This window comes from Halarchaeum sp. P4, assembly GCF_051195175.1.
Classification (GTDB): Archaea; Halobacteriota; Halobacteria; order Halobacteriales; family Halobacteriaceae; genus Halarchaeum.
In genome coordinates, this window is sequence record NZ_JBNTKC010000003.1 from 337,327 (window position 1) to 355,779 (window position 18,453).

The window sequence follows — 18,453 nt, forward strand, 5'->3', positions numbered from 1 at the left end:
TGCGGGCCTCCGGGCAAGCCGTGTCGCCGAACATGTTCGGTCACCGTGACGCGGCGGCACGGCCCGAACACGTTCGGGACGGACTACTCGTCCCGACGCGGCGTAGGACTCACCAATGCGACCGAGCGACGTCGATACGGCGCAGCGGCCGTTCGTTCTCATCTGGGAACTCACACAGGCGTGCGAACTCGCCTGCGAGCACTGTCGCGCCGACGCCCAGCCGGCGCGCCACCCGGACGAACTCACCACTACCGAGGGGAAGGCGCTCCTCGATGAGGCCCGCGAGTTCGGCGAGGGCCAGCTCGTCGTCCTCTCTGGGGGCGACCCGCTCGCGCGCGACGACACCCTCGAGCTCGTCGAGTACGGCGTCGACAACGGCCTCCGGATGACGATGACGCCGAGTGGTACCGGCTCACTCACCGACGAGCGCATCGCCGCACTCGCGGACGCCGGCCTCCGCCGGATGGCGCTCAGCCTTGACGGCGCGAGCGCAGAAACTCACGACGCCTTCCGCGGCGAGGACGGGAGTTTCGAGGCGACGATGGATGCCGCGCGCGCGGCCCGCGACGCCGGCCTCCCCCTCCAGATAAACACGACCGTCTGCGCGCAGACGCTCGAGGACCTCCCGGCGATTCGCGACCTCGTCGCCGACCTCGGCGCGGTGCTCTGGTCCGTCTTCTTCCTCGTACCGGTGGGCCGCGGCCGCGTCCTCGACGCCATCCCACCCGAGCGCGCCGAGCGCGTCATGGAGTGGCTCGTCGACGTCGGCGAAGACGCGCCGTTCGGCGTGAAGACCACCGAAGCGCCCCACTATCGCCGCGTCGCCCTCCAGGAGAAGCGCGCCGAGGGCGGGACGGCCGCGCCCGCGAGCGACCAAATCGGCCGTCGCACCGGCATCACCGCGGGCGACGGCTTCGCGTTCGTCAGCCACACCGGCGACGTCTACCCCTCCGGCTTCCTCCCGGAGTCCGCGGGGAACGTCCGCGAGGCCTCGCTCGTCGACCTCTACCGGGACTCCGAGCTGTTCACCGATCTCCGCGACAAGGACGCGCTCACCGGGAAGTGTGGCGCCTGCGAGTTCCGCCACGTCTGCGGCGGCAGTCGCTCCCGGGCGTACGCGACGACCGGCGACCCGCTCGCGAGCGACCCGCTCTGCGCGTACGAACCCGAGGGCTACGACGGCCCGATGCCCGACGACCAGATGCCGGTCGAACTCGGCCCATGACGCAGGCGCTTCTCACCGCCGGCGACGAGGACGGCGACGTCGCGGCGGACAGTGACGACGAACGCGGCGACGACCCGGGAAGCGACGCGCTCGCGTGCCTCGACGAGCAGGCGGCCGCCGTCAGGGACGAGCAACTCGAACGGGCGCGCTCGCGGCTCGCCGCCCGCGACGCCCTCACGCCCGAGGCCGAGCGCGTCCTCGAAGACGTCTCGGAGCGCCTCCTCGACGGCCTTCTCGAGGCCCCTGAACGAGCCATCGAGGAGGCGGACGACGAAGCGACCGAAGAACGAGTCCGCGACCTGTTCTGTTCCGACGAGTAACGTGGCGTCGTCAGTCGCCGACGCTGTGCGCCACGGCCGCGCCCTGTCGCTCGGCGTCGCGCAGGTAGCATTTCGGGTCGGGCGCGTACGGGTCGCCGTGGGCAGCTGTCGCGCGGAGCCGCGACGCCCCGCAGCAGACCGCGCGGTACTGGCAGTCCGCGCACTTCCCGGAGAGGCGGTCCTCGCGCTCGCGGAGGCCGGCGAGCAGCGGGTTCGACTCGTCCGACCAGATGGCGGAGAACGGCCGGTCGCGGACGTTCCCGAGCGAGTAGCCCTGCCAGAACTGGGTGAGGTGGACGTTGCCCTGGTAGTCGACGTCGGCGACGCGCTCGCCGGTGGGGTCGCCGCCGTTGCGCCGGAGGTACTCGTGGACGGCGCGCGCCTTCGCCTCGCCGAACTCGCGGCGGGCGTACTCCACGAGGAACGCGGCGTCGGCGTAGTTCCCGACGAGGAGGGTTTCGACTTCCTCGCCACGGGCGTGGTACTCGCGCGTCAGGTCGCAGAGTTCCTCGACCGCGCTCCGGGTCTCCTCGCGCGCGAGGTCGGCGTCGCTGATGTCCGCGCCGCGACCGCCGTAGTCGAGGTGGTAGAAACAGAAGCGGTTCACGCCCTTCGCGTAGAGCAGGTCGACGACGTCCGTCATGTCGGGCGCGTTGTGCTGGGTGATAGTGTAGCGCAGCCCGGTCTTGATGCCGGCGTCGAGACACGCCTCGATGCCGCGAATCGCGGCGTCGAACGCGCCCTCCTGCCCGCGGAAGGAGTCGTTGCGCTCGTGGAGGCCGTCGACGGAGACGCCCGCGTAGGCGAGGCCGGCGTCCCGGAGCGCGGCGACGCGCTCGGGCGTCAGGAGCGTGCCGTTCGTCGAGAGCACCGGGCGAATCCCGCGGTCGGCGGCGTACGCGACGAGTTCCTCGAGGTCGTCGCGGACGAGCGGCTCGCCCCCGGAGAAGAGGACGACCGGGATGCCGAAGTCGGCGAGGTCGTCGAGGAGGCGTTTGCCCTCCGCGGTGGTGAGTTCGCCGTCCGCCGTCTCGGTGTCCGCGGCGGCGTAGCAGTGCTCGCAGTAGAGGTTGCACTGCTTCGTGAGGTTCCAGACGACGACCGGTTTCGTCGTGCGCTCCTCGACAATCTGGGGTTTCGAGGAGCCCTCGGCGTCGTCGTAGCGCAGGCCGTCGCCCTCCGCGTCGAGGTCGCAGAGGAGCTTACTGACCGAGATCATCGCGCCTCACCACCCTCGACAGCGTTCGCGTCGTCCGCAACCTCCACGCCGTCCGAGACGAAGCGCACGACGGCCGTCGCGGGCACGACCCAGACGTCCGCGAGGTCGTCGCCAAACAGCATCGACGCCTGCTCGTGGGCGACGTCCGCGTTCGGCGCGGTGACACTCCCGACGTGCTGGAGCGGTCCCTCAGTGGTCTCGCGGACGAACACCTCCCACTCCTCGCTCGTCGCGCTCCGCGACTCCACGTCTATCCGCCGGCGGTCTGTACCGTCCATACGCGTGGTGTCGGTTGCCGGGGACATTCCCCCGTCGCCCGTTCCCGCGCGCTGGGAACGGAGGGCGGGTTCGAGTCGTCGACCGCGCGCCGGTGTTTTCGCGCGCTGGGAGGCGGCGCTACCCACTTAGGTGGGGGTCGCGAACTCGGACGTATGCCGCGAGCCGAACTCACCGTCTCCGTCCCCGAGGGCATCTGGATCGGCGACGTCTCACGGCGCTTCCCGGCGGCGACGTTCCGCGTCGTCACCGCGTTCGCCGACGACGAGACGGGCGTCGGTCTCGTCGAAATCGGCGGCGACGACCCCGCGACGGTGCTGCGCGACGTCGGCGGCCACGAGACGATTCTCGACCACACCGTCCTCTACGAGACGCCCGAGGAGGTGCTCGTGCAGTTCGAGACTGCCGAACCCCTGCTCTTGCTCCCCCTGCGCGAGTCCGGCATCCCCCTCGAGTTCCCCTTCGAGATTCGCGACGGCGACGCGACGTGGACGCTGCGCGCGCCCACCGAGCAACTCGGCGCGCTCCGCGACCAGTTCTCCGCGTTCGGCATTTCGTTCACGCTCGAACGCCTCGGCGCCGAGGACTCCCTCGAGACCGACTCGCTCCTCACCGAGCGCCAGCGCGACGTCCTTGCCACCGCCGTCGAAGCCGGGTTCTACGAGACGCCGCGCCGCTGTACGCTCACCGACGTCGCCGACGAACTCGGCATCGCGAAATCGACGTGCAGCGAGACACTCCACCGCGCCGAAGCCACCGTCATCTCCGAGTTCGCCGACCGGACCGCGCTCCTCGAAGAACACCAGTAACGGGAGTGCGGTCGGGTCGGAACGGCGGCAGAAACTGAACCTCGATGTTCGTCCAGCGGAGGCGAGAGCCCGATTATCGGGAGGGCTGAAGGAGCTATTCGTCGAGGGCGGCGGCAATCGCTTCGAGTTCGCCCTTCCGGAACGCCCGGTCGACGCCCTCCGTCTCGTCGCCGTCGCGTTCCCCGATGCGCTCGAGGATGCCGGCCCGCATCCGTGGTTTCGGCGGCAGCGAGCCGGCGTCGATGTCGTATCCGACGGCGTCGCAGACGGCCGCGAGGTCCTCTTTCGTGAACGCGGCCGAGATCTCCCGCTCGAACCGCCCCACAGCTACCCTAATCTCGTTCCTGAGCTCGTCGACGGTCGGTGCCATACCTGCACGTGAGGCGAGAGCGCCGTGTAGGTTCTGGTCGTGTCTCGGAGCCCATCGAGCGTCACAGACTGGCTCCCGAGCGCGGCGGGCGTGCCCGCACCCCAATTCTCGGTTTCCGGGAATCGACGTGGAGACACTTCGCCCCGAAGGGCCTAGGCGCACACGTAATGTCCCCAGTGCCACTCGGCGACGAGCGCGAGACCGGCGGCGAGGCCGCCGAGCCGTCGTCCGCCCTCCCGCGCACGTTCGAGGACGCCGACGGCCGGCGCATCGTCCTCCGCGCGTACGCGGACGAGGACGACGCCGTCGACGCGATGTACGCGGCGTTCGACCCCGCGGACCGGGCGCAAGGTCTCCCACCGGCCACGGAGTCGCGCCGTCGCGCGTGGCTCGAGGACCTCCTCGAGGGCGGCCTGCACGTCCTCGCGTGGCACGAGTCGCGCGTCGTCGGCCACGTCGCGCTCCTCCCGATGGACGACGCGCGCGTCGAACTCGCCGTCTTCGTCGCGAGCGGCTACCAGCGTGCGACCATCGGCACGCACCTGCTCGACGCCGCGTTCGACTATGCGCGCGAGCATGGCATCGAGCGAATCTGGCTCACCGTCGAGCGCCGCAACACGCCCGCACGACGGCTCTACGAGACGACGGGCTTCGAGACGGTGGCGACCGGCTGTGAGTACGAATTCGAACGGGAGTTGTAGACGGACTACCAAACACTTTAGCCCCCGATTTATTGGCTATCTATCGAATCGGTACAGGTGTCGCCGACATCCCACCCCCTCCCTCATCGACCATTCCCGTGGGTGTCGCCGACACCCTTTCGTTCGGCACCAATGCGACTAAACGACTGTCGAAGAGTCTGACGTCTTTCTCGGGTAATGCGACACCGACTCGAACGGAACACGCGCTATCGACGCCGATAGAGCAGAAAAGACCGGGTTAGCCGAGGACGTACGCGAGCAGCGGGTATTTCTCGACGAGCGCCTCGCCGTCGAGGTCGTAGTTCTCGACGTATTGGTCGAGGCCGAGGATGCGCCCGCCGGCGAACGCCGCCACCGAGAGGAAGACGAGCATGTAGGCGAAGTCGCCGTTGATGACGCCGTGTGCGACCTCCCAGTTCCCGAAGTAGAAGGTAAGCATCATGAGCGCGCCGAAGAACGCCGCGAGGCGCGTCATGAGGCCGACGAGGAGGCCGAGGCCGATGAGGAGTTCGCCCCACGGCACGGCGACGCTCGCGAACTCGACGAACCACGGCGTCGCACCCATCCACGCGAACACCGGCGCGAGCGGGTTGCCGTTCGTCGCCGCGACGTTCGCGAGGTAGCCGCCCGCCGAGAACGGTTCGGCCGCGACGAGCTTCGTGAACCCCGAGTAGGCGAACGCGAACCCCATCATCAACCGGAGCGCCAGCACGAACCACGCCGACAGGCTGTGGACTCTCGCGTGCACCGTCACGCCGCCAATTTTGCTCTCCAACTCGTTCACGCCGGCTCCGACTTTTGTTGCCATTACTGAGACACCTACATATAGAGAGAGGCGACGAGGGACGATATACCGGCGAGTCGATTGTCGGCCGGCGAGAATCGGGCGCTGGCGTGCTAGCGCATCTCGTCGAGCGAGACGTACGACCCCGCCGCCGCCGACACCCACTCGGTGAGTCGATGCTCCGGGTCACGCGGGTGAAGCGTGCAGACGTCGGGTTCGTCGTCGTACTCCTCGACGCGCGCCACGAGACTCGGGTGCGCGGGCGCGTCGTCCCCGGCGTCGGGCAGTGACGTGGTCGTCATCGATACGCGACAGTCGCGTCGGCGGCCCCATAGAGCGTCGCCCCCGTTCTCGCCGACTGAAAATCGTCCCCCACATCGGTAACCGACAGTCTGATAGTTCGACGCACGGTCAGTGAGAGTATCGCGGCACGTCCGGCGGCCCGCCCGCCGGCGCTGACTCGGCGCGAGGACGGACCCCCATGAAAGAATACGAATTCGACTGTCCCGACTGCGGCCAGCACATCGAAGTCAACGACTCGATGCGTGAGGCCATCCTATCGAACGGCTGTCCGATCTGCTCGGCCGCCGTCGCCGCCGACGACTTCGCCCCCTGCTGACGCCCTACTCGTCGGCGTCGCGGTCGATTTCGGCGCGGCGGCCGCTCATCTCGCTCGGTTCAAGCGAGAAGAGTTGGATGTCGAGGTCACGCTTCGAGCTCCCCCAGATTTCGAAGAGCGGACGCTTCGCGCGCCCGTACTGTTCGATCTGTTCGATTGAGAGGTCTGACGGGTCGATCCGTTCGAGCGACCCGACGGCGACGACGCTCCGGTAGGCCTCGGTCTCACCCTCCCCCTCCTCGTCGTAGACGACGAGACGCGCGCGCGGCGACGACTCGAGGAACGCACGCTTCTCGCTCTTCGGCGTCGAGACGAGACGAAGGTAGAAGGTGCGGTCGTCGGCGTCGTAGCCGTAGGAGACCGGAATCGCGTACGGCTCGTCCTCCTGCGCGAGCGAGAGGACGCCCGTCTCCATCTCCCCGAGGAAGGCGTCCGTCTCGGAGTCACTCATCGCGGTCTCTTCGGCGAGTGGCATAGTCGTACTCGCACAGAGCGGACGTGCCGCCTTAAGACGTTCCCCTCGGCGGCCTGAGGCGTCGCTATTCGAGGACGTCCTCGAGGAGTTTCTGCTGGGCGGCGACGAGGTGTTCGGTGAACGTCGACTGCGAGATGTCGAGTTCGGCGGCGAGTTCGGTGGCGTTCGCGCGCCGCGGACGCTCGAAGTAGCCCGCCTCGTAGGCCGTCTCCAGCACTTCACGCTGGCGCTCGGTGAGTTTACCGCGGTTGACGAAGACGCGCTCCTCGGGCGAGCCCTCGAGCGGCGGCCGGAGGAGGCGCTCGACGTCCGCGGACGGGAAGCGCTCGCGGAGCGCGGCCATCAGGTCCTGCAGGAGTTCGAAGTCGGCGGCGTGGAAGACGAGCGTCACGTCGCCGTCCGCGGCGACGTAGCGGTGGACGGGACAGCCGAAGGAACCGAGACACTCGCAGGGACAGCGCGGTTCGCCCTCGTGCGTGACCCGATAGAGGTCCGTGGTGCCGTAGGAGAAGACGTGTTCGGCGTCCGTCTCCTCGGGGACGTCGTCGGTCGCCGCGAGAAACTCGGTGACGCAGGCCGCGTCGCCGACGGCGACGCTCGTCGAGACGTGCGTGATGGCCTCGTCGGCCGCCTCGGAGAAGCGCGCGAGCGCACACTCCTCCGGGGCGTCGAACGTCACCGTCGCGCGGATGCCTGACCCCATTTGCTGGTGGAGAGTGTTCGCCGAGCAGCGACTTTAGTGCGGTGATACACACGGTCGCCGATACCTCGGGGGATGTCGCTGGTGCGGGAGGCGCGCGAGGCGGGTGACCCACCCCCATTTTCAGCCGGTAAGAACGGCCGCACTCCCTTTAGTCGTCCTCGACGTACCGACGAGCGATGAGTAGCGCCGAGAGCCAGACGTTCACCTGTCCGGAGTGCGCCGCGTCCATCCCCGTCGACGGGGCGGCACGCGACGCCCTGCTCGCCAACGGCTGTCCGGTCTGTGCCAGCGACATCCCGGCCAGCGCGTTCGACGACTGAAACGGGGGCTTCCCCACCAGTATATAAACCACCCCGGATAGCGGTGGCGCAGACTGGTGGCCTTCCGTCGCTTACAGCGGAGTATGAGCCAGTCCGCGATGGAGGCCGTTCGCCCACAGTACCGCCAGCCAGCGACCGACGAAACGCTCGTCACCGATTCCGAGGCGATGCAGGGCGTCCTCGACGCGCTCGACGACGCCGACTGCCGCGCGATTCTGGAGGCGACGAGCGAGAACGCGCGGAGCGCGACGGAGCTCGCGGACGCGTGCGACATCCCGCTCTCCACGGTCTACCGGAAGCTCGACCAGTTGAGCGACGCCGGCCTCCTCGCCGAACGCACCCGCGTCAGCCTCGACGGCCGCCACACGAGCGAGTACGAGCGCACCGTCGAGGAGGTGACGCTCACCGTCGATGCCGACGGCGCGTTCTCGCTCCGCGTCGCCTGATCACCCAGTCTCGCGGACGCCTGTCTCGATTTCTCGCGTCCGTCTCCGTTTCGTATCCGTCAGGCGAGCACGTTCAGGAGGACGAAGACGACGCCGAGCGAGCAGACGGTGGTGACGAAGACGTTCGTGGAGGCGAGGCGGGCGTCGCCGCCGAGTTCGTTCGCGTAGATGAACGTCGAGACGGCGGTGGGCATCGCGAGCATCACCGCGCCCGCCTGCACCGTGACGGCGTCACTGGTGAGAACGGAGAGCGCGGCGAGGCCGAGCAGCGGCATGAGGAGGACTTTGAGGACGACCACGCTCCCGACAGTGGAGACGTCGACGTCGTCGAGCGAGAGGGTGAGCGACGCGCCGACCGAAAGGAGCGCGGCGGGGAGCGCGAAGACGGAGACGCCGTCGAGGACGGTGTTCGCGGCGGCCGGGACGGGCAGGCTGAACGCGGCGAAGCCGAGGCCGAGGAGGAGCGCGGCGATGACGGGGTTGCGCGCGACGCCCTCGAGTTCGTCGCGCAGGGAGGCGTCGGCGTCGTTCATCGACGTGAGGAGGACGATAGTCAGCGGAATCTGGATGAGCGCGCCGATACCGAGGAGGATGCTCGCCTTCGCGGTGGCGACGCTGCCGAGCGTCATCGCGACGATGGGGAGTCCGAGGAAGCCGAAGTTCGTGTGGTAGGACTGGACGATGGCGACGCTGCGTTCGGCGCGCGTCGGGACGCGCTGGTGGACGAGCCAGCCGACGCCGGCGACGCCGAGGAGGACGACGAGGAAGGACGCGACCATCGCGACCGAGAGCACGTCGCTGAGCGGTGTCGAGGCGGTGGAGTCGAAGACGAGCGCGGGGAGCGCGACGTAGAAGGCGAACGACGTCAGGTAGTCGGCTCGCTCCTCGGTGAGCACCCCGAGGTGGCGCGCGCCGAGGCCGACGCCGAGGAGCGAGAGCATGTAGAGAATCTTGACCGCGAGGTCCATACACGCCGAATAGTCGGCGGGGTGTTTGCGGGTTTCGTTCCCCTCGCGTCACGCCGCGACCGGACCGCACGAAGAGGGGGCCGCCGACTCAGTTCCCGGTGACGATGCTCGCGACCCGGTCGCGGTCGAAGAGCTGTTCGTCTTTCGGGATGTCCGGGTAGGGCTGACCGCTCGTGTAGCCCGGCCACTCGCCGAATATCTCGGGGTAGAGCTGTTTCGCGGTCATCTCGATTTGGAAGAGGTTCATCAGCGGACCCTGGTAGCGCATCCCCTGCGCGTAGACGCGGTCGTTCTTGACGGCGGAGAGGGTCTTGCCGACGTCGTGCGAGTGCAACTGTTCGCGGACGTTCGCCATGTCGTAGCGCGGCGTCATCCCCCAGAGGTGGAGGATGACGTCGGGGTCGGCTTTGGCCATCGTCTCGTAGCCGACGGAGCCCCAGAGGCCGTCCCATTCCTCGCTGCCGAAGGCGTCGTTGGCGGCGAGCGGCCGGGTGTCGGCGAGCCAGAAGCCGGGGCGGTTGAGGTGGTAGGTCCAGAACTGGCCGTCGCCGAGCGTGACGCGGACGGCGGTGGGGCGTTCGTCCTTCGGCGGGAGGTTCGACTCGATGTGACTGATGAGGTCGTCGTGGACGGCCTGCAGTTTCTCGTAACGCTCCTGCTCGCGGAAGACCTGTGCGACCTTCTCGAAAATCTCCCAGAGCGTGTAGTACTGGTAGCCGTCGCGGTAGGACTCGGGTGGCTGGGCGTGCGTGCCGCTGTAGAAGTTCCCGAAGAACGGCCCGACGCTCTCGGCGACGTCCTCGACGTCGCTCTTGCTCCAGTTCTTCTGCGTGGTCGCCCACGCGGGCCCGAGGAGGTGGAGGTCGCTGTCGAGACTGTAGAAGAACTCCTTCGAGAAGTTGTCGAACGGGTTGGGGAGCCCCTTCCAGTCGAAGGAGACGCCATCGAGGCGCGCGTAGTAGCGATTCATCGTCGTGCCCGCCATCTCCGGGACGAACATGGAGTTGATGGCGTCCTCGTGGCCGAGCGCGACGAGCATGTCCTGGTACTGGTTGTACATCGTGAAGACGTTCGTCGGCACCTCGTCGAATTCGATCTCGCCGACGGGCGACATGGAGACGGTGTAGGAGCCGTCGCTCGTGGTGGTGCTCGCCGTCGCGCTGGTCGTGGTAGTACTCGTCCCGCTACCGGTGTCGCCCGAACAGCCGGCGAGGAGGGCGCTTCCGAGGAGTGCACTGCCGCCAGCGAGGTAGCGACGCCGCGATAGCCGCGTTCCGTTCGATTCGTCCATGCTTTAGGCGAGCCTAATCAGGATTAAATCAGTTACGAATTTTAGGCGGGCCGAAACCGTCGGGCGGGTGAGGCTTCCGCTCAGGCGGGGCCGAAGCTCTCGATGGCCGCTTCGCCGGGGTCGCGCTCGTCCGCCTCGAGAAGCGCCTTCGCCTCCGCGACGAAGTCGTCGAAGCCGAAGACGTAGACGTTCGCCGTGTCGCCCGTGAGGTAGTCGCCGCCGAGTTCGTCGACGAGCGCGACGGTCGCACCCGCCTCGTGGAGGGCGTCGAGGCGCTCCTGATGGGGCGGTTCCTCGCCGCGGTAGACGACGGTGGCGTCGTTGCCCTCGTCGACGGCGCGTTCGGCGATGCCGATGGCGGGTCCGATGCCCGGCCCCGCGGCGTAGACGACGACGTCGCCCTCGCCGCGGTACTGGACGTGGCCGAGCGGCCCCTCGATGTCGACGGTGTCCCCGGCCTCGCGCTCCGAGAGCCACGTGCCGAGCGACTCCTCGGCGGACTCATCAATGGGGAAGCCGACGGTGATTTCGAAGGTGTCCTCGACGTAGGGCGAGGAGATGGTGTAGTAGCCGGCGTCGCCCTCGGCGTCCTTGCGGACGAGGACGAACTGGCCGGGCGCGGCGTCGAACTCGTCGGGCGTCGAGAGGTCGAGCGCGACGGTCTGCGCGCCCACCGACTCGACGGCCTCGACGGTGACTTCGGTCATGGCTCCCCGTAGGGCCGAGCGCGCCATAAGGCGTGCGCCTGCGGACGCATCGGCCCCGGATCCACACGTCTAGTCGAGCACGACGGCGCCGCCTTCCTCGCTGGAGCGGTAGATGGCGTCGATGACCTGCTGAATCTGCAGGCCCTGCTCGGGCGTGTTGATGCCGGGGTCCTCGCCGCTGGCGACGGCGTCGAGGAAGAGTTCGTCCTCGGCCTTGTGGCCGCTCGGTTCGAGTTCGCCGTCCAGTTCCGTGTCGACGTACTGGTCGGTGCCCTCAGTGGTGCAGGAGAGGAGCGTCAACTCCTCCTCGCCGAGTTCGAACTGCGCGCCGGCCTCGGAACCCCGGACGTGGAACTCGTGGGTGGGTTCGCGGTTCGCCGCCCACGACACCTCGAGCGAGATGGTGGTGTCGTCCGCACAGCGGATGAAGGCGCTCACGGAGTCATCGACGTCGAAGCCGCCCTCGCTGGTGTCCCAGTTGCCCGCCCAGCCGTCGGGGTCGGCGTACTCCTCGCGCGTCCCGAACTCGGAGCGCGTGACGCCCGTGACTTCGACGACCTCGGGGAAGTCCGCGAGGTAGAGCGCGAGGTCGATGGCGTGGACGCCGATGTCGATGAGCGCGCCGCCGCCGGAGAGCTCGTGGTTCGTGAACCACGAGCCGAGTCCCGGGATGCCGCGCCGGCGGAGGTAGTTCGCCTCGATGTGCGTGACGTCACCGAACTCGCCGGCGTCGCGGCGCGTCGTGAACACCTCGGCGGGCGTCGTGAAGCGGTTGTGGAAGCCGACCATGAGGAGGGCGTCGCTCTCCTCGGCGGCGGCGACGATTCGTTCGGCGGACTCGAGGGTGTGCGCGAGCGGTTTCTCACAGAGCACCGCAATGTCGCGTTCAAGCGCGTCGACGGCGGCGGGTTCGTGGAACTTGTTCGGCGTGGTGATGACGACGGCGTCGAGGTCCTCCTCGTCGTACATCTCCTCGTGGTTCGCGTAGCCCGCGGCGTGGAAGTCCTCGGTGAACGTCTCGCGGACGCCGTCGACGACGTCCGCCCCGGCGACGACGTGGTGGCCGAGTTCGCGGGCGTTCCCCGCGTGTGTCCGTCCCATCCCGCCACAGCCGACGACACCGAAGCGCACTGTGTCACTCATGTTCGTCCGTGAGTCTCTCGCATCCTACAAACGGTTTTCGAACCCGCGCGTTCACCCCGCGTCAGCCGCGACGCGTCAGACCCCCTCGGTGAGCTCCTCGTACTCCTCGCGGAAGCGCGACTCGCAGGTCGGACAGCAGAACTGGTAGAGCTCACCGCCCAGACGGGCGGCGGTGCCCTCGCTCGTGACGGTGTTCCCGCACTCCGCACAGGAGATGGCGAAGTCGGCGTCCGCGACGGAGTTCGTCCACTCACTCTCCGCGAGGATGCGGACGGCGTAGTCGTCCACGACGCTCATGTCGACGGCGTCCGCGAGCCACGGTTCGACGTCGCTGTCCGGGAGGCCGACGTGCGCGATGACGTGCGAGTCCGCCGTCCGGTAGGCGTGCTGGGTGCCGTCGGCCGCGACGAGGGCGTCGTAGACGTCGCTCGCGTGCCCGGGGTCGGCGGCGACGTCGATGACGAGCGGGACGCGCTCGGCGAGCTTCGAGCGGTCGACGTTCACGGTGAACTGCGTGATGACGCCCATCTCCTGGAGACGCGAGACGCGCTCGGAGACGGCGGGCCCGGAGAGGCCGACGACGTCCGCGATGTCGCTGTAGGGCCGCCGGGCGTCTGCGAGGAGGAGGCGCAGGATTTCGAGGTCGGTCTCGTCGAGTTCGCGCATACCCGAGCTATCGCTTTCAGAACCAAGGCGATTTCGGTCGTCCGCTTTCCGTCCGAAAGCCGAATCATCAGCCGATGCGCGACAGTCGAAGGAGGGTGGCGACCGTCTCGCCGCGGGCCGAACCTACTTGGCGCGCACGGACGAACTCCCGAACGTGCGAGAGACACACGGAGGTGACGGCCAGTGACGTACGAGAACGTCCTCGTGCCGACCGACGGGAGCGGCGGCGTGCAGGAGTCCGTGACGCAGGCGCTCGACATCGCCGAGCGCGCGGGTGCGACGATCCATGCGCTCTACGTCGTCGACGACCGACTGCGACAGCGCGTCGCGTCCGCGGCGTGGCCGAGCGACGACCTCCGCGTCGAGGGCGAGCAGGCCGTGGCGTCCATCGAGGGCGCGGCGGACCGCGCCGGCCTCAACGCCGCGAGTGAGGTCCGCCACGGCACGCCCGCCGACGAAATCCTCGCCTACGTCGCGGAACACGACGTCGACCTCGTCGTGATGGGGACGCACGGCCGCACCGGCCCGGAGCGTGCCGTCCTCGGGAGTACCACGGAACGCGTCCTCCGGCACGCCGATGTGCCCGTGTTGGTCGTTCGCGCGACCGAGCACTCGACGTAGCGCTCAGGAGAGCGCGACCACCCGCGCGTCCGTCGTCACCGCGAGCACTTCCTCGTCGCCGTCCCCGTCAAGGTCGGCACTCCGCAGTCCCGCCCAGACAGCGGCGTCGCCGTCCCACGTCCACGACCCGACGTGCGTGCCGTTCGCGGCGTCGTAGGCCCGGACGAGGCCGCGGGCGTTCGTCGCGACCACCTCCTGTCGTCCGTCGCCGTCGAGGTCCGCGAGCGTCGGCGGCGGCACGTAGTGGCGGTCGTCGTCGAGCGTCCGGTTCCACACCTCCTGGCCGCTCGCGAGGTCGTAGGCGTAGAGGTGGCCGTCGTCGTTCGTCGCGTAGGCGAGCGGCCGCGCGTCGGGCGCAGGCGCGCCGACCCCGCCGACGGCGGGCGTCCCCGGATAGTGGCGCTCCCAGAGGCGCGTGCCGTTCGCCGCGACGGCCTCGACGTGCGTGTCGCCCTCGCCTGCGCTACCGGCGGCGTTCGGCCCCGAGGCGACGACGACGGGCGTGCCGTCGAGGTGGCCGACGCGGAGGAAGCGTGTCGGCGTCTCGGTGCGCCAGTCCGTCTCGCCCGTCTCCGGGTCGAGGGCGACGAGGCCGCCCGCGGTCCCGAGAACGAGGTGGCGCGCGCCGGCCTCGTCACGGACGAGCGCGGGGTTCTGCCCGCGGACGTAGTCGGGGAACGTCCGGTTCCACGCGGGCGTGCCGTTCGGGTGGTACGCCCGCACCTGTCCGGTCATCAGCGGGACGACGACGAGCGTCGGGTTCTCGACGACGGCGAGCTGTGCGAACGGCATCCCGCGCGGGAAGGAGACGTTCAGCACCTCGGTGCCCGTCCGCGGGTTCGACGCGTAGAGGCGCTGTTCGTGCGTCGCCCACACAACCTCGGGCGCGCCGTCGCCGGTGACGTCGCCGAACGCCGGGTCGCCGACGGGTTGCGTCCCGCAGGCGTCGTCCGGGAGCGTGTGGTTCCAGCGCACGCCACCGGAGCCGTTCAGCACGACGAACGAGCACGAGCGGTTCGCGCCGGTGTCGCCGAAGCCGGTGGCGACGTACGTCTCGCCGTCGGCGCGCGTCGCTATCGCGGGATGGTGCGACCCGCCCGGATTGGCGGGCGTGTCGCTGTGCCAGAGCGCGCCGAAGGCGTCGCCGTCGCCGACGAACGGGACCGCCCCGCTACAGCCGGCGAAGAGCACGAGCGCGACGACGCCGAACGCGACCGTCTTCGCAGTCATTGCGTCCGGTTCGCGACCCGGCTACGAGTGATGACCGGTCTCGTCCTCGACCTCGACGACGGTGAGCTTCACCTGCTTGACGCCCTTCAGCGGCCGGAGGCGTGCGAGCAGGGCCTCGATGTCCGCGCCCGCGCCGTCGACGGCGATGGACTCCAGGCAGAGGTGCTCGCGGAGGTGGACGTGGTGGACGGCGATGATGGTGTCGGCGAACTCGTGCTGGAGGCTCGTCATCTCCGCGGCGACGCCCGTGTGGTCGTGGTCGTAGAGGACGACGACGGTGCCGCTGAGTTCGCCCGTGAGGTCGGTCTGCCGGTTGAACTCGGTGACGAACGCCCGGAGCGCGTCCCGCGTCGCCTCCGAGCGACTGTCGTAGTTCCCGGAGTCGACGACGCCATCGAGGTCCGCGAGGAGCGCCGGCGAAAGGGTGACGCTCATCCGGTCGAGGTCTTCGCTCATGGTGGTCGTCTGTCCCCGCGCCGAGTTAACTGACAGTATTACGATTCGCGACGAAAGTATTATCCAATCGGTCGACACTCACACGAGACAATGCACGTCCCAGACGGATTTCTCGACCTGTGGGTCGCGGGGCTCTTCTGGCTCGCGTCCGGGGTCGCCATCGGCGTCGCCGTTCGGCGCGCCCGCAGCGAACTCGGCGACGAGCGCACCCCGCTACTCGGCGTGGTCGCCGCCGGCGTCTTCGCCGCACAGATGCTCAACTGGCCAATTCCCGGCGGGACGAGCGCGCACTTCGTCGGCGGCGCGTTCGCCGGCGTCCTCCTCGGGCCGTCGCTCGGCGTCCTCGCGATGACCGCCGTCGTCACGATTCAGGCACTCGTCTTCGGCGACGGCGGCATCGTCGCGCTGGGCATCAACCTCTTCGCGATGGCCGTCGTCGACGTCGTCGTCGGCTACCTGCTCTTCCGCGGACTCCGTGGTGTCCACGAGACCGGCGCGGCGTTCGCCGCCGGCTGGCTCGCCGTCACCGCCTCCGCGGGCGTTGTCGCCGTCGGCGTCGGCGTCTCCAGCGCGTTCGCCTACCAGCTCGACGTCACCGTCCCCGTGATGGTCGGTGGCCACGCCGCCCTCGGTCTCATCGAGGGCGCCATCACCGCCGCCGTCTACGGCGCCGTCGCGAACGCCCGCCCGGACCTCGTCCTCGGACGCAGCGCACCTGGTGAGGACGGGCTCCTCGACGCGCCGGAGGTGGACGCATGAGCACCGTGAGCGCGCTCTCGCGGCCGTGGGTCCGGACGGCGCTCGCCGTCGTGCTCCTGCTCGCCGTCCTCGCGCCCGCGTTCGCGTGGGCCTCCAGCGCCGTCGGCTACGCCGAACCCCTCGAGAACGCCGCCGAGCAGACCGGCGCGCACGACGAGGCGGTCAGCCACCACGACGCCCTCTTCCCCGACTACTCCGTGCCCGGTCTCGGCTCGACGCTCGGCACGCTCGTCTCCGCGCTCGTCGGTGCCGGGCTGACGCTGGCGGTCGCGCTCGGCGTGGGCCGCTTCCTCGAACGCGACGGGGAGCCGTGAGCGGCGCCGTCGCGGGCTCCGTCGAGACGATTTCGCGCGTCCTCCGGTCGTTCTTCACCGCCGAGCATGTCGCCGCGAAGGACGGCGTCCTCCAGCGCCGCGACCCGCGCGTCGCGCTCCTCGCCATCACCGGCCTCGCGCTCGCCGTCGTCGTCTCACGCACCCTCCCCGTCGTCTGCGCGCTCGCCGCGCTCACGCTCTGCCTCGCGTGGCGCTCGCGTGTCCCCATCGACCGGTTGCTCGCGCGTTCGGCCGTCGTCCCGCTCGCCTCGATGCTCGTCGTCCTCCCACAGGCCGTCCTCATGCCCGGCGACGCCCTCGTCGCCGCGTTCGGCCTCGCCGTCACCGACGCGGGCCTCCAGTACGTCGCCCACTTCACCCTCCGCGTCGGCGTCGGTGTCGCCCTCCTCAGCCTGCTCGTGATGACGACGCCGTTCTCTCAGGTGGTCGCCGCCCTCCGCGAGTTAGGGGTGCCCGTCGCGCTCGTCTGGGTGGTCGCCGTCACCTATCGGTACCTCTTCCTCTTCTTCGACGAACTCCGGCGGCTCGTCCTCGCGCGCAACAGCCGGACGACCCGCAACGCGGGCGTGCAAGAGGGGTGGCATGACGCCCGGAACATCGCTGGCACCTTCCTCCTGCGCACGCTCGAACGCGGCGAGCGCGTCGGCCGCGGGATGCGCGCCCGCGGCGGCGCCCGTGCACCCTCACCCTACGGCCGTTCGCGCGCGCTCGACGCCGGCGACTACGCGCTCGGCTGTCTCGCGCTCGCCGCGCTCTGCGCCTCGGTGGTGATTCGATGGGGCGCGTAATCGACGCTCGCAGTCTCGTCCACGAGTACCCGGACGGCACGCGCGCGCTCGACGTCGTCTCGCTCGCTATCGACGATGGAGAGTCCGTCGCCGTCGTCGGCCCGAACGGGAGCGGGAAGAGCACGCTCCAACTCGCGCTCGGCGGACTCATCGACCCGACGGCGGGCACCGTCGAGTTCTTCGGGGAGACGACGGACGCCGACGCCGTCCGCGAGCGCCTCGGCGTCCTCCTGCAGGACCCCGACGACTACCTCTTCAACACCACCGTTCGCGAGGACATCGCCTACGGGCCCGCGCAGCTCGGGATGTCGCGGGAGCGCGCCGACGAGCGCGTCGCGGCGCTCGCCGAGACGCTCGGCCTCACCGACCTCCTCGACCGGCCGCCGTTCCGCCTCTCGGGCGGCGAGAAACAGCGCGCCGCCGTCGCGAGCGTCCTCGCCTTCGACCCGGACGTCCTCCTGCTCGACGAGCCGCTCGGCGCCGTCGACGCCACCTATCGCGAGCGGATTCTGACGCTGCTCGACGAGCACGACGGCGCCACCGTCGTCTTCACGCCGACGCTCGACGTCGTTCCCGAAGTCGCCGAGCGCGTCGTCCTCGTCGATACCGACGGAACGATTGCGGCCGACGGCGACGTCCGCTCGGTGCTCACCGACCGCGAGCTCCTCGAGTCGGTGGGGCTGCGCCCACCGGCGACTGTCCGACTCTTCGAGGACGTCCTCCCGCCGGCGGAGATACCGCTCACGGTCGACGCAGGCCGACGCTACCTCCGCGAGAAGTAGCTCAGACGCCGACGACGTCGTCTCGGAGCGCGTCGACTTCCGCGATGACGGTCTCGATGTCGTCCTCGGGGACGCCGTTCTCGCGCATCGCCGCCGCGAGATACTCCGCAACTTGGTCGAACGCTTCGTCAGTGATGCCCATTCCTTCGTGGGCGCTTCGCATGTCGTCGCCCTTGTAGTCGACGGGGCCGCCCGCGACGGCGCTGACGAACTGGACCTGGTGGGCGAAGAGTGCCTGCATGTCGGTGTCCTCGAAGTAGGGCTGGAGGAGCGGGTCGTCGAGCACCTTGTCGTAGAAGTCGTCGACGACGGCCTCGACGGCCTCCTGTCCACCGATCTGTGCGTACAGAGAGTCGCTCTCAGACATCGACGGGGAGTAGCGGTCGCACGCCCATCGTCTTATGCCCGAACATGTTCGCGTCTGCGGCGCGCTTTCGAAT

General features: G+C 69.3%; 27 protein-coding genes. 12 read left to right on the plus strand and 15 right to left on the minus strand.

The features are described from left to right. Positions 1 to 115: 115 nt before the first annotated feature. On the plus strand, positions 116 to 1,225 hold the full coding sequence (locus tag ACQUS8_RS12725; RefSeq protein WP_435101620.1) for a TIGR04053 family radical SAM/SPASM domain-containing protein: 1,110 nt from the start codon (positions 116 to 118) through the stop codon (positions 1,223 to 1,225). Next, a complete protein-coding gene (locus ACQUS8_RS12730; RefSeq protein WP_435101622.1) occupies positions 1,222 to 1,545 on the plus strand; it encodes a hypothetical protein in 324 nt (107 codons plus the stop codon). Before ACQUS8_RS12725 ends, ACQUS8_RS12730 begins: the two co-directional genes overlap by 4 nt. 10 nt (positions 1,546 to 1,555) lie before the next feature. On the opposite strand, the gene ACQUS8_RS12735 is transcribed toward ACQUS8_RS12730, so the two are convergent. Beyond that, a complete protein-coding gene (locus ACQUS8_RS12735) occupies positions 1,556 to 2,764 on the minus strand; it encodes a TIGR04347 family pseudo-SAM/SPASM protein (protein ID WP_435101624.1) in 1,209 nt (402 codons plus the stop codon). Beyond that, positions 2,761 to 3,042, minus strand: coding sequence for an Htur_1727 family rSAM-partnered candidate RiPP (locus ACQUS8_RS12740; protein ID WP_435101626.1), 282 nt, complete (start codon positions 3,040 to 3,042; stop codon positions 2,761 to 2,763). Before ACQUS8_RS12740 ends, ACQUS8_RS12735 begins: the two co-directional genes overlap by 4 nt. A gap of 153 nt (positions 3,043 to 3,195) precedes the next feature. Between ACQUS8_RS12740 and ACQUS8_RS12745 the strand changes: the two genes are divergently transcribed. Further along, entirely contained in the window at positions 3,196 to 3,849 is a 654-nt protein-coding gene (locus tag ACQUS8_RS12745) for a helix-turn-helix domain-containing protein (RefSeq protein ID WP_435101628.1), read from the plus strand. Between the two features lie 94 nt (positions 3,850 to 3,943). Here ACQUS8_RS12745 and ACQUS8_RS12750 read toward each other — a convergent pair whose 3' ends face one another. Beyond that, entirely contained in the window at positions 3,944 to 4,219 is a 276-nt protein-coding gene (locus ACQUS8_RS12750) for a hypothetical protein (RefSeq protein WP_435101630.1), read from the minus strand. Between the two features lie 167 nt (positions 4,220 to 4,386). Between ACQUS8_RS12750 and ACQUS8_RS12755 the strand changes: the two genes are divergently transcribed. Further along, positions 4,387 to 4,920, plus strand: a complete 534-nt coding sequence (locus ACQUS8_RS12755) for a GNAT family N-acetyltransferase (RefSeq protein WP_435101632.1) — start codon at positions 4,387 to 4,389, stop codon at positions 4,918 to 4,920. Between the two features lie 238 nt (positions 4,921 to 5,158). On the opposite strand, the gene ACQUS8_RS12760 is transcribed toward ACQUS8_RS12755, so the two are convergent. Further along, positions 5,159 to 5,728, minus strand: coding sequence for a DoxX family membrane protein (locus tag ACQUS8_RS12760; protein WP_435101634.1), 570 nt, complete (start codon positions 5,726 to 5,728; stop codon positions 5,159 to 5,161). 89 nt (positions 5,729 to 5,817) lie between these two features. Then, entirely contained in the window at positions 5,818 to 6,006 is a 189-nt protein-coding gene (locus ACQUS8_RS12765) for a DUF7511 domain-containing protein (protein ID WP_435101636.1), read from the minus strand. Positions 6,007 to 6,185: 179 nt separating this feature from the next. Here ACQUS8_RS12765 and ACQUS8_RS12770 point away from each other — a divergent pair, with 179 nt between their 5' ends. Next, positions 6,186 to 6,323, plus strand: a complete 138-nt coding sequence (locus tag ACQUS8_RS12770; protein ID WP_435101638.1) for a DUF7560 family zinc ribbon protein — start codon at positions 6,186 to 6,188, stop codon at positions 6,321 to 6,323. Between the two features lie 4 nt (positions 6,324 to 6,327). Here ACQUS8_RS12770 and ACQUS8_RS12775 read toward each other — a convergent pair whose 3' ends face one another. Then, positions 6,328 to 6,798 (minus strand): pyridoxamine 5'-phosphate oxidase family protein, encoded by a 471-nt coding sequence (locus ACQUS8_RS12775; RefSeq protein ID WP_435101640.1) that lies wholly within the window; start codon positions 6,796 to 6,798, stop codon positions 6,328 to 6,330. A 64-nt stretch (positions 6,799 to 6,862) separates the two neighbouring features. Continuing rightward, complete coding sequence (locus ACQUS8_RS12780) at positions 6,863 to 7,501, minus strand: helix-turn-helix domain-containing protein (protein ID WP_435101642.1); 639 nt, start codon at positions 7,499 to 7,501, stop codon at positions 6,863 to 6,865. 176 nt (positions 7,502 to 7,677) lie between these two features. Between ACQUS8_RS12780 and ACQUS8_RS12785 the strand changes: the two genes are divergently transcribed. Together ACQUS8_RS12785 and ACQUS8_RS12790 are read left to right on the plus strand one after the other, a co-directional pair. Next, positions 7,678 to 7,821 carry a DUF7560 family zinc ribbon protein gene (locus ACQUS8_RS12785; RefSeq protein WP_435101644.1) on the plus strand — a complete coding sequence of 48 codons (144 nt, stop codon included), beginning with the start codon at positions 7,678 to 7,680 and terminating at the stop codon, positions 7,819 to 7,821. Between the two features lie 83 nt (positions 7,822 to 7,904). Then, the gene (locus ACQUS8_RS12790) at positions 7,905 to 8,267 is read left to right on the plus strand and encodes a helix-turn-helix domain-containing protein (RefSeq protein WP_435101646.1); all 363 of its coding nucleotides are present in this window, start codon (positions 7,905 to 7,907) and stop codon (positions 8,265 to 8,267) included. A 59-nt stretch (positions 8,268 to 8,326) separates the two neighbouring features. On the opposite strand, the gene ACQUS8_RS12795 is transcribed toward ACQUS8_RS12790, so the two are convergent. The 5 genes from ACQUS8_RS12795 to ACQUS8_RS12815 form a co-directional block, all read right to left on the minus strand. Beyond that, positions 8,327 to 9,235: an AEC family transporter gene (locus ACQUS8_RS12795; protein WP_435101648.1), complete on the minus strand. Its 909-nt coding sequence runs from the start codon at positions 9,233 to 9,235 to the stop codon at positions 8,327 to 8,329. Positions 9,236 to 9,323: 88 nt separating this feature from the next. Next, positions 9,324 to 10,526 carry an ABC transporter substrate-binding protein gene (locus ACQUS8_RS12800; protein WP_435101650.1) on the minus strand — a complete coding sequence of 401 codons (1,203 nt, stop codon included), beginning with the start codon at positions 10,524 to 10,526 and terminating at the stop codon, positions 9,324 to 9,326. Between the two features lie 80 nt (positions 10,527 to 10,606). Then, entirely contained in the window at positions 10,607 to 11,233 is a 627-nt protein-coding gene (locus tag ACQUS8_RS12805; RefSeq protein WP_435101652.1) for an FAD-dependent oxidoreductase, read from the minus strand. Positions 11,234 to 11,302: 69 nt separating this feature from the next. Then, entirely contained in the window at positions 11,303 to 12,376 is a 1,074-nt protein-coding gene (locus tag ACQUS8_RS12810; protein ID WP_435101654.1) for a Gfo/Idh/MocA family protein, read from the minus strand. A 75-nt stretch (positions 12,377 to 12,451) separates the two neighbouring features. Beyond that, a complete protein-coding gene (locus ACQUS8_RS12815) occupies positions 12,452 to 13,042 on the minus strand; it encodes an AsnC family transcriptional regulator (RefSeq protein WP_435101656.1) in 591 nt (196 codons plus the stop codon). A 183-nt stretch (positions 13,043 to 13,225) separates the two neighbouring features. Here ACQUS8_RS12815 and ACQUS8_RS12820 point away from each other — a divergent pair, with 183 nt between their 5' ends. Next, the gene (locus ACQUS8_RS12820; protein WP_435101658.1) at positions 13,226 to 13,663 is read left to right on the plus strand and encodes a universal stress protein; all 438 of its coding nucleotides are present in this window, start codon (positions 13,226 to 13,228) and stop codon (positions 13,661 to 13,663) included. A 3-nt stretch (positions 13,664 to 13,666) separates the two neighbouring features. Here ACQUS8_RS12820 and ACQUS8_RS12825 read toward each other — a convergent pair whose 3' ends face one another. Together ACQUS8_RS12825 and ACQUS8_RS12830 are read right to left on the minus strand one after the other, a co-directional pair. Then, on the minus strand, positions 13,667 to 14,893 hold the full coding sequence (locus tag ACQUS8_RS12825; RefSeq protein WP_435101660.1) for a PQQ-binding-like beta-propeller repeat protein: 1,227 nt from the start codon (positions 14,891 to 14,893) through the stop codon (positions 13,667 to 13,669). A gap of 21 nt (positions 14,894 to 14,914) precedes the next feature. Beyond that, positions 14,915 to 15,349: a CopG family ribbon-helix-helix protein gene (locus tag ACQUS8_RS12830; protein WP_435101662.1), complete on the minus strand. Its 435-nt coding sequence runs from the start codon at positions 15,347 to 15,349 to the stop codon at positions 14,915 to 14,917. Positions 15,350 to 15,439: 90 nt separating this feature from the next. On the opposite strand from ACQUS8_RS12830, the gene ACQUS8_RS12835 reads away from it, so the two are divergent. Genes ACQUS8_RS12835 through ACQUS8_RS12850 form a run of 4 tightly spaced genes read left to right on the plus strand, consistent with a single transcriptional unit; the run spans position 15,440 to position 18,013 of the window. After that, entirely contained in the window at positions 15,440 to 16,108 is a 669-nt protein-coding gene (locus ACQUS8_RS12835; protein ID WP_435101664.1) for an energy-coupling factor ABC transporter permease, read from the plus strand. Positions 16,109 to 16,113: 5 nt separating this feature from the next. Beyond that, positions 16,114 to 16,422: a PDGLE domain-containing protein gene (locus ACQUS8_RS12840; protein WP_435101816.1), complete on the plus strand. Its 309-nt coding sequence runs from the start codon at positions 16,114 to 16,116 to the stop codon at positions 16,420 to 16,422. After that, positions 16,419 to 17,231 (plus strand): cobalt ECF transporter T component CbiQ, encoded by an 813-nt coding sequence (gene cbiQ, locus ACQUS8_RS12845; protein ID WP_435101666.1) that lies wholly within the window; start codon positions 16,419 to 16,421, stop codon positions 17,229 to 17,231. Before ACQUS8_RS12840 ends, cbiQ begins: the two co-directional genes overlap by 4 nt. Continuing rightward, a complete protein-coding gene (locus tag ACQUS8_RS12850) occupies positions 17,219 to 18,013 on the plus strand; it encodes an energy-coupling factor ABC transporter ATP-binding protein (protein ID WP_435101668.1) in 795 nt (264 codons plus the stop codon). The genes cbiQ and ACQUS8_RS12850 overlap by 13 nt, the downstream gene beginning before the upstream one ends. Before the next feature lies 1 nt (position 18,014). Here the strand turns inward: ACQUS8_RS12850 and ACQUS8_RS12855 are convergent, their stop codons facing one another. Continuing rightward, positions 18,015 to 18,380: a group I truncated hemoglobin gene (locus tag ACQUS8_RS12855; RefSeq protein WP_435101670.1), complete on the minus strand. Its 366-nt coding sequence runs from the start codon at positions 18,378 to 18,380 to the stop codon at positions 18,015 to 18,017. Positions 18,381 to 18,453: the final 73 nt, after the last annotated feature.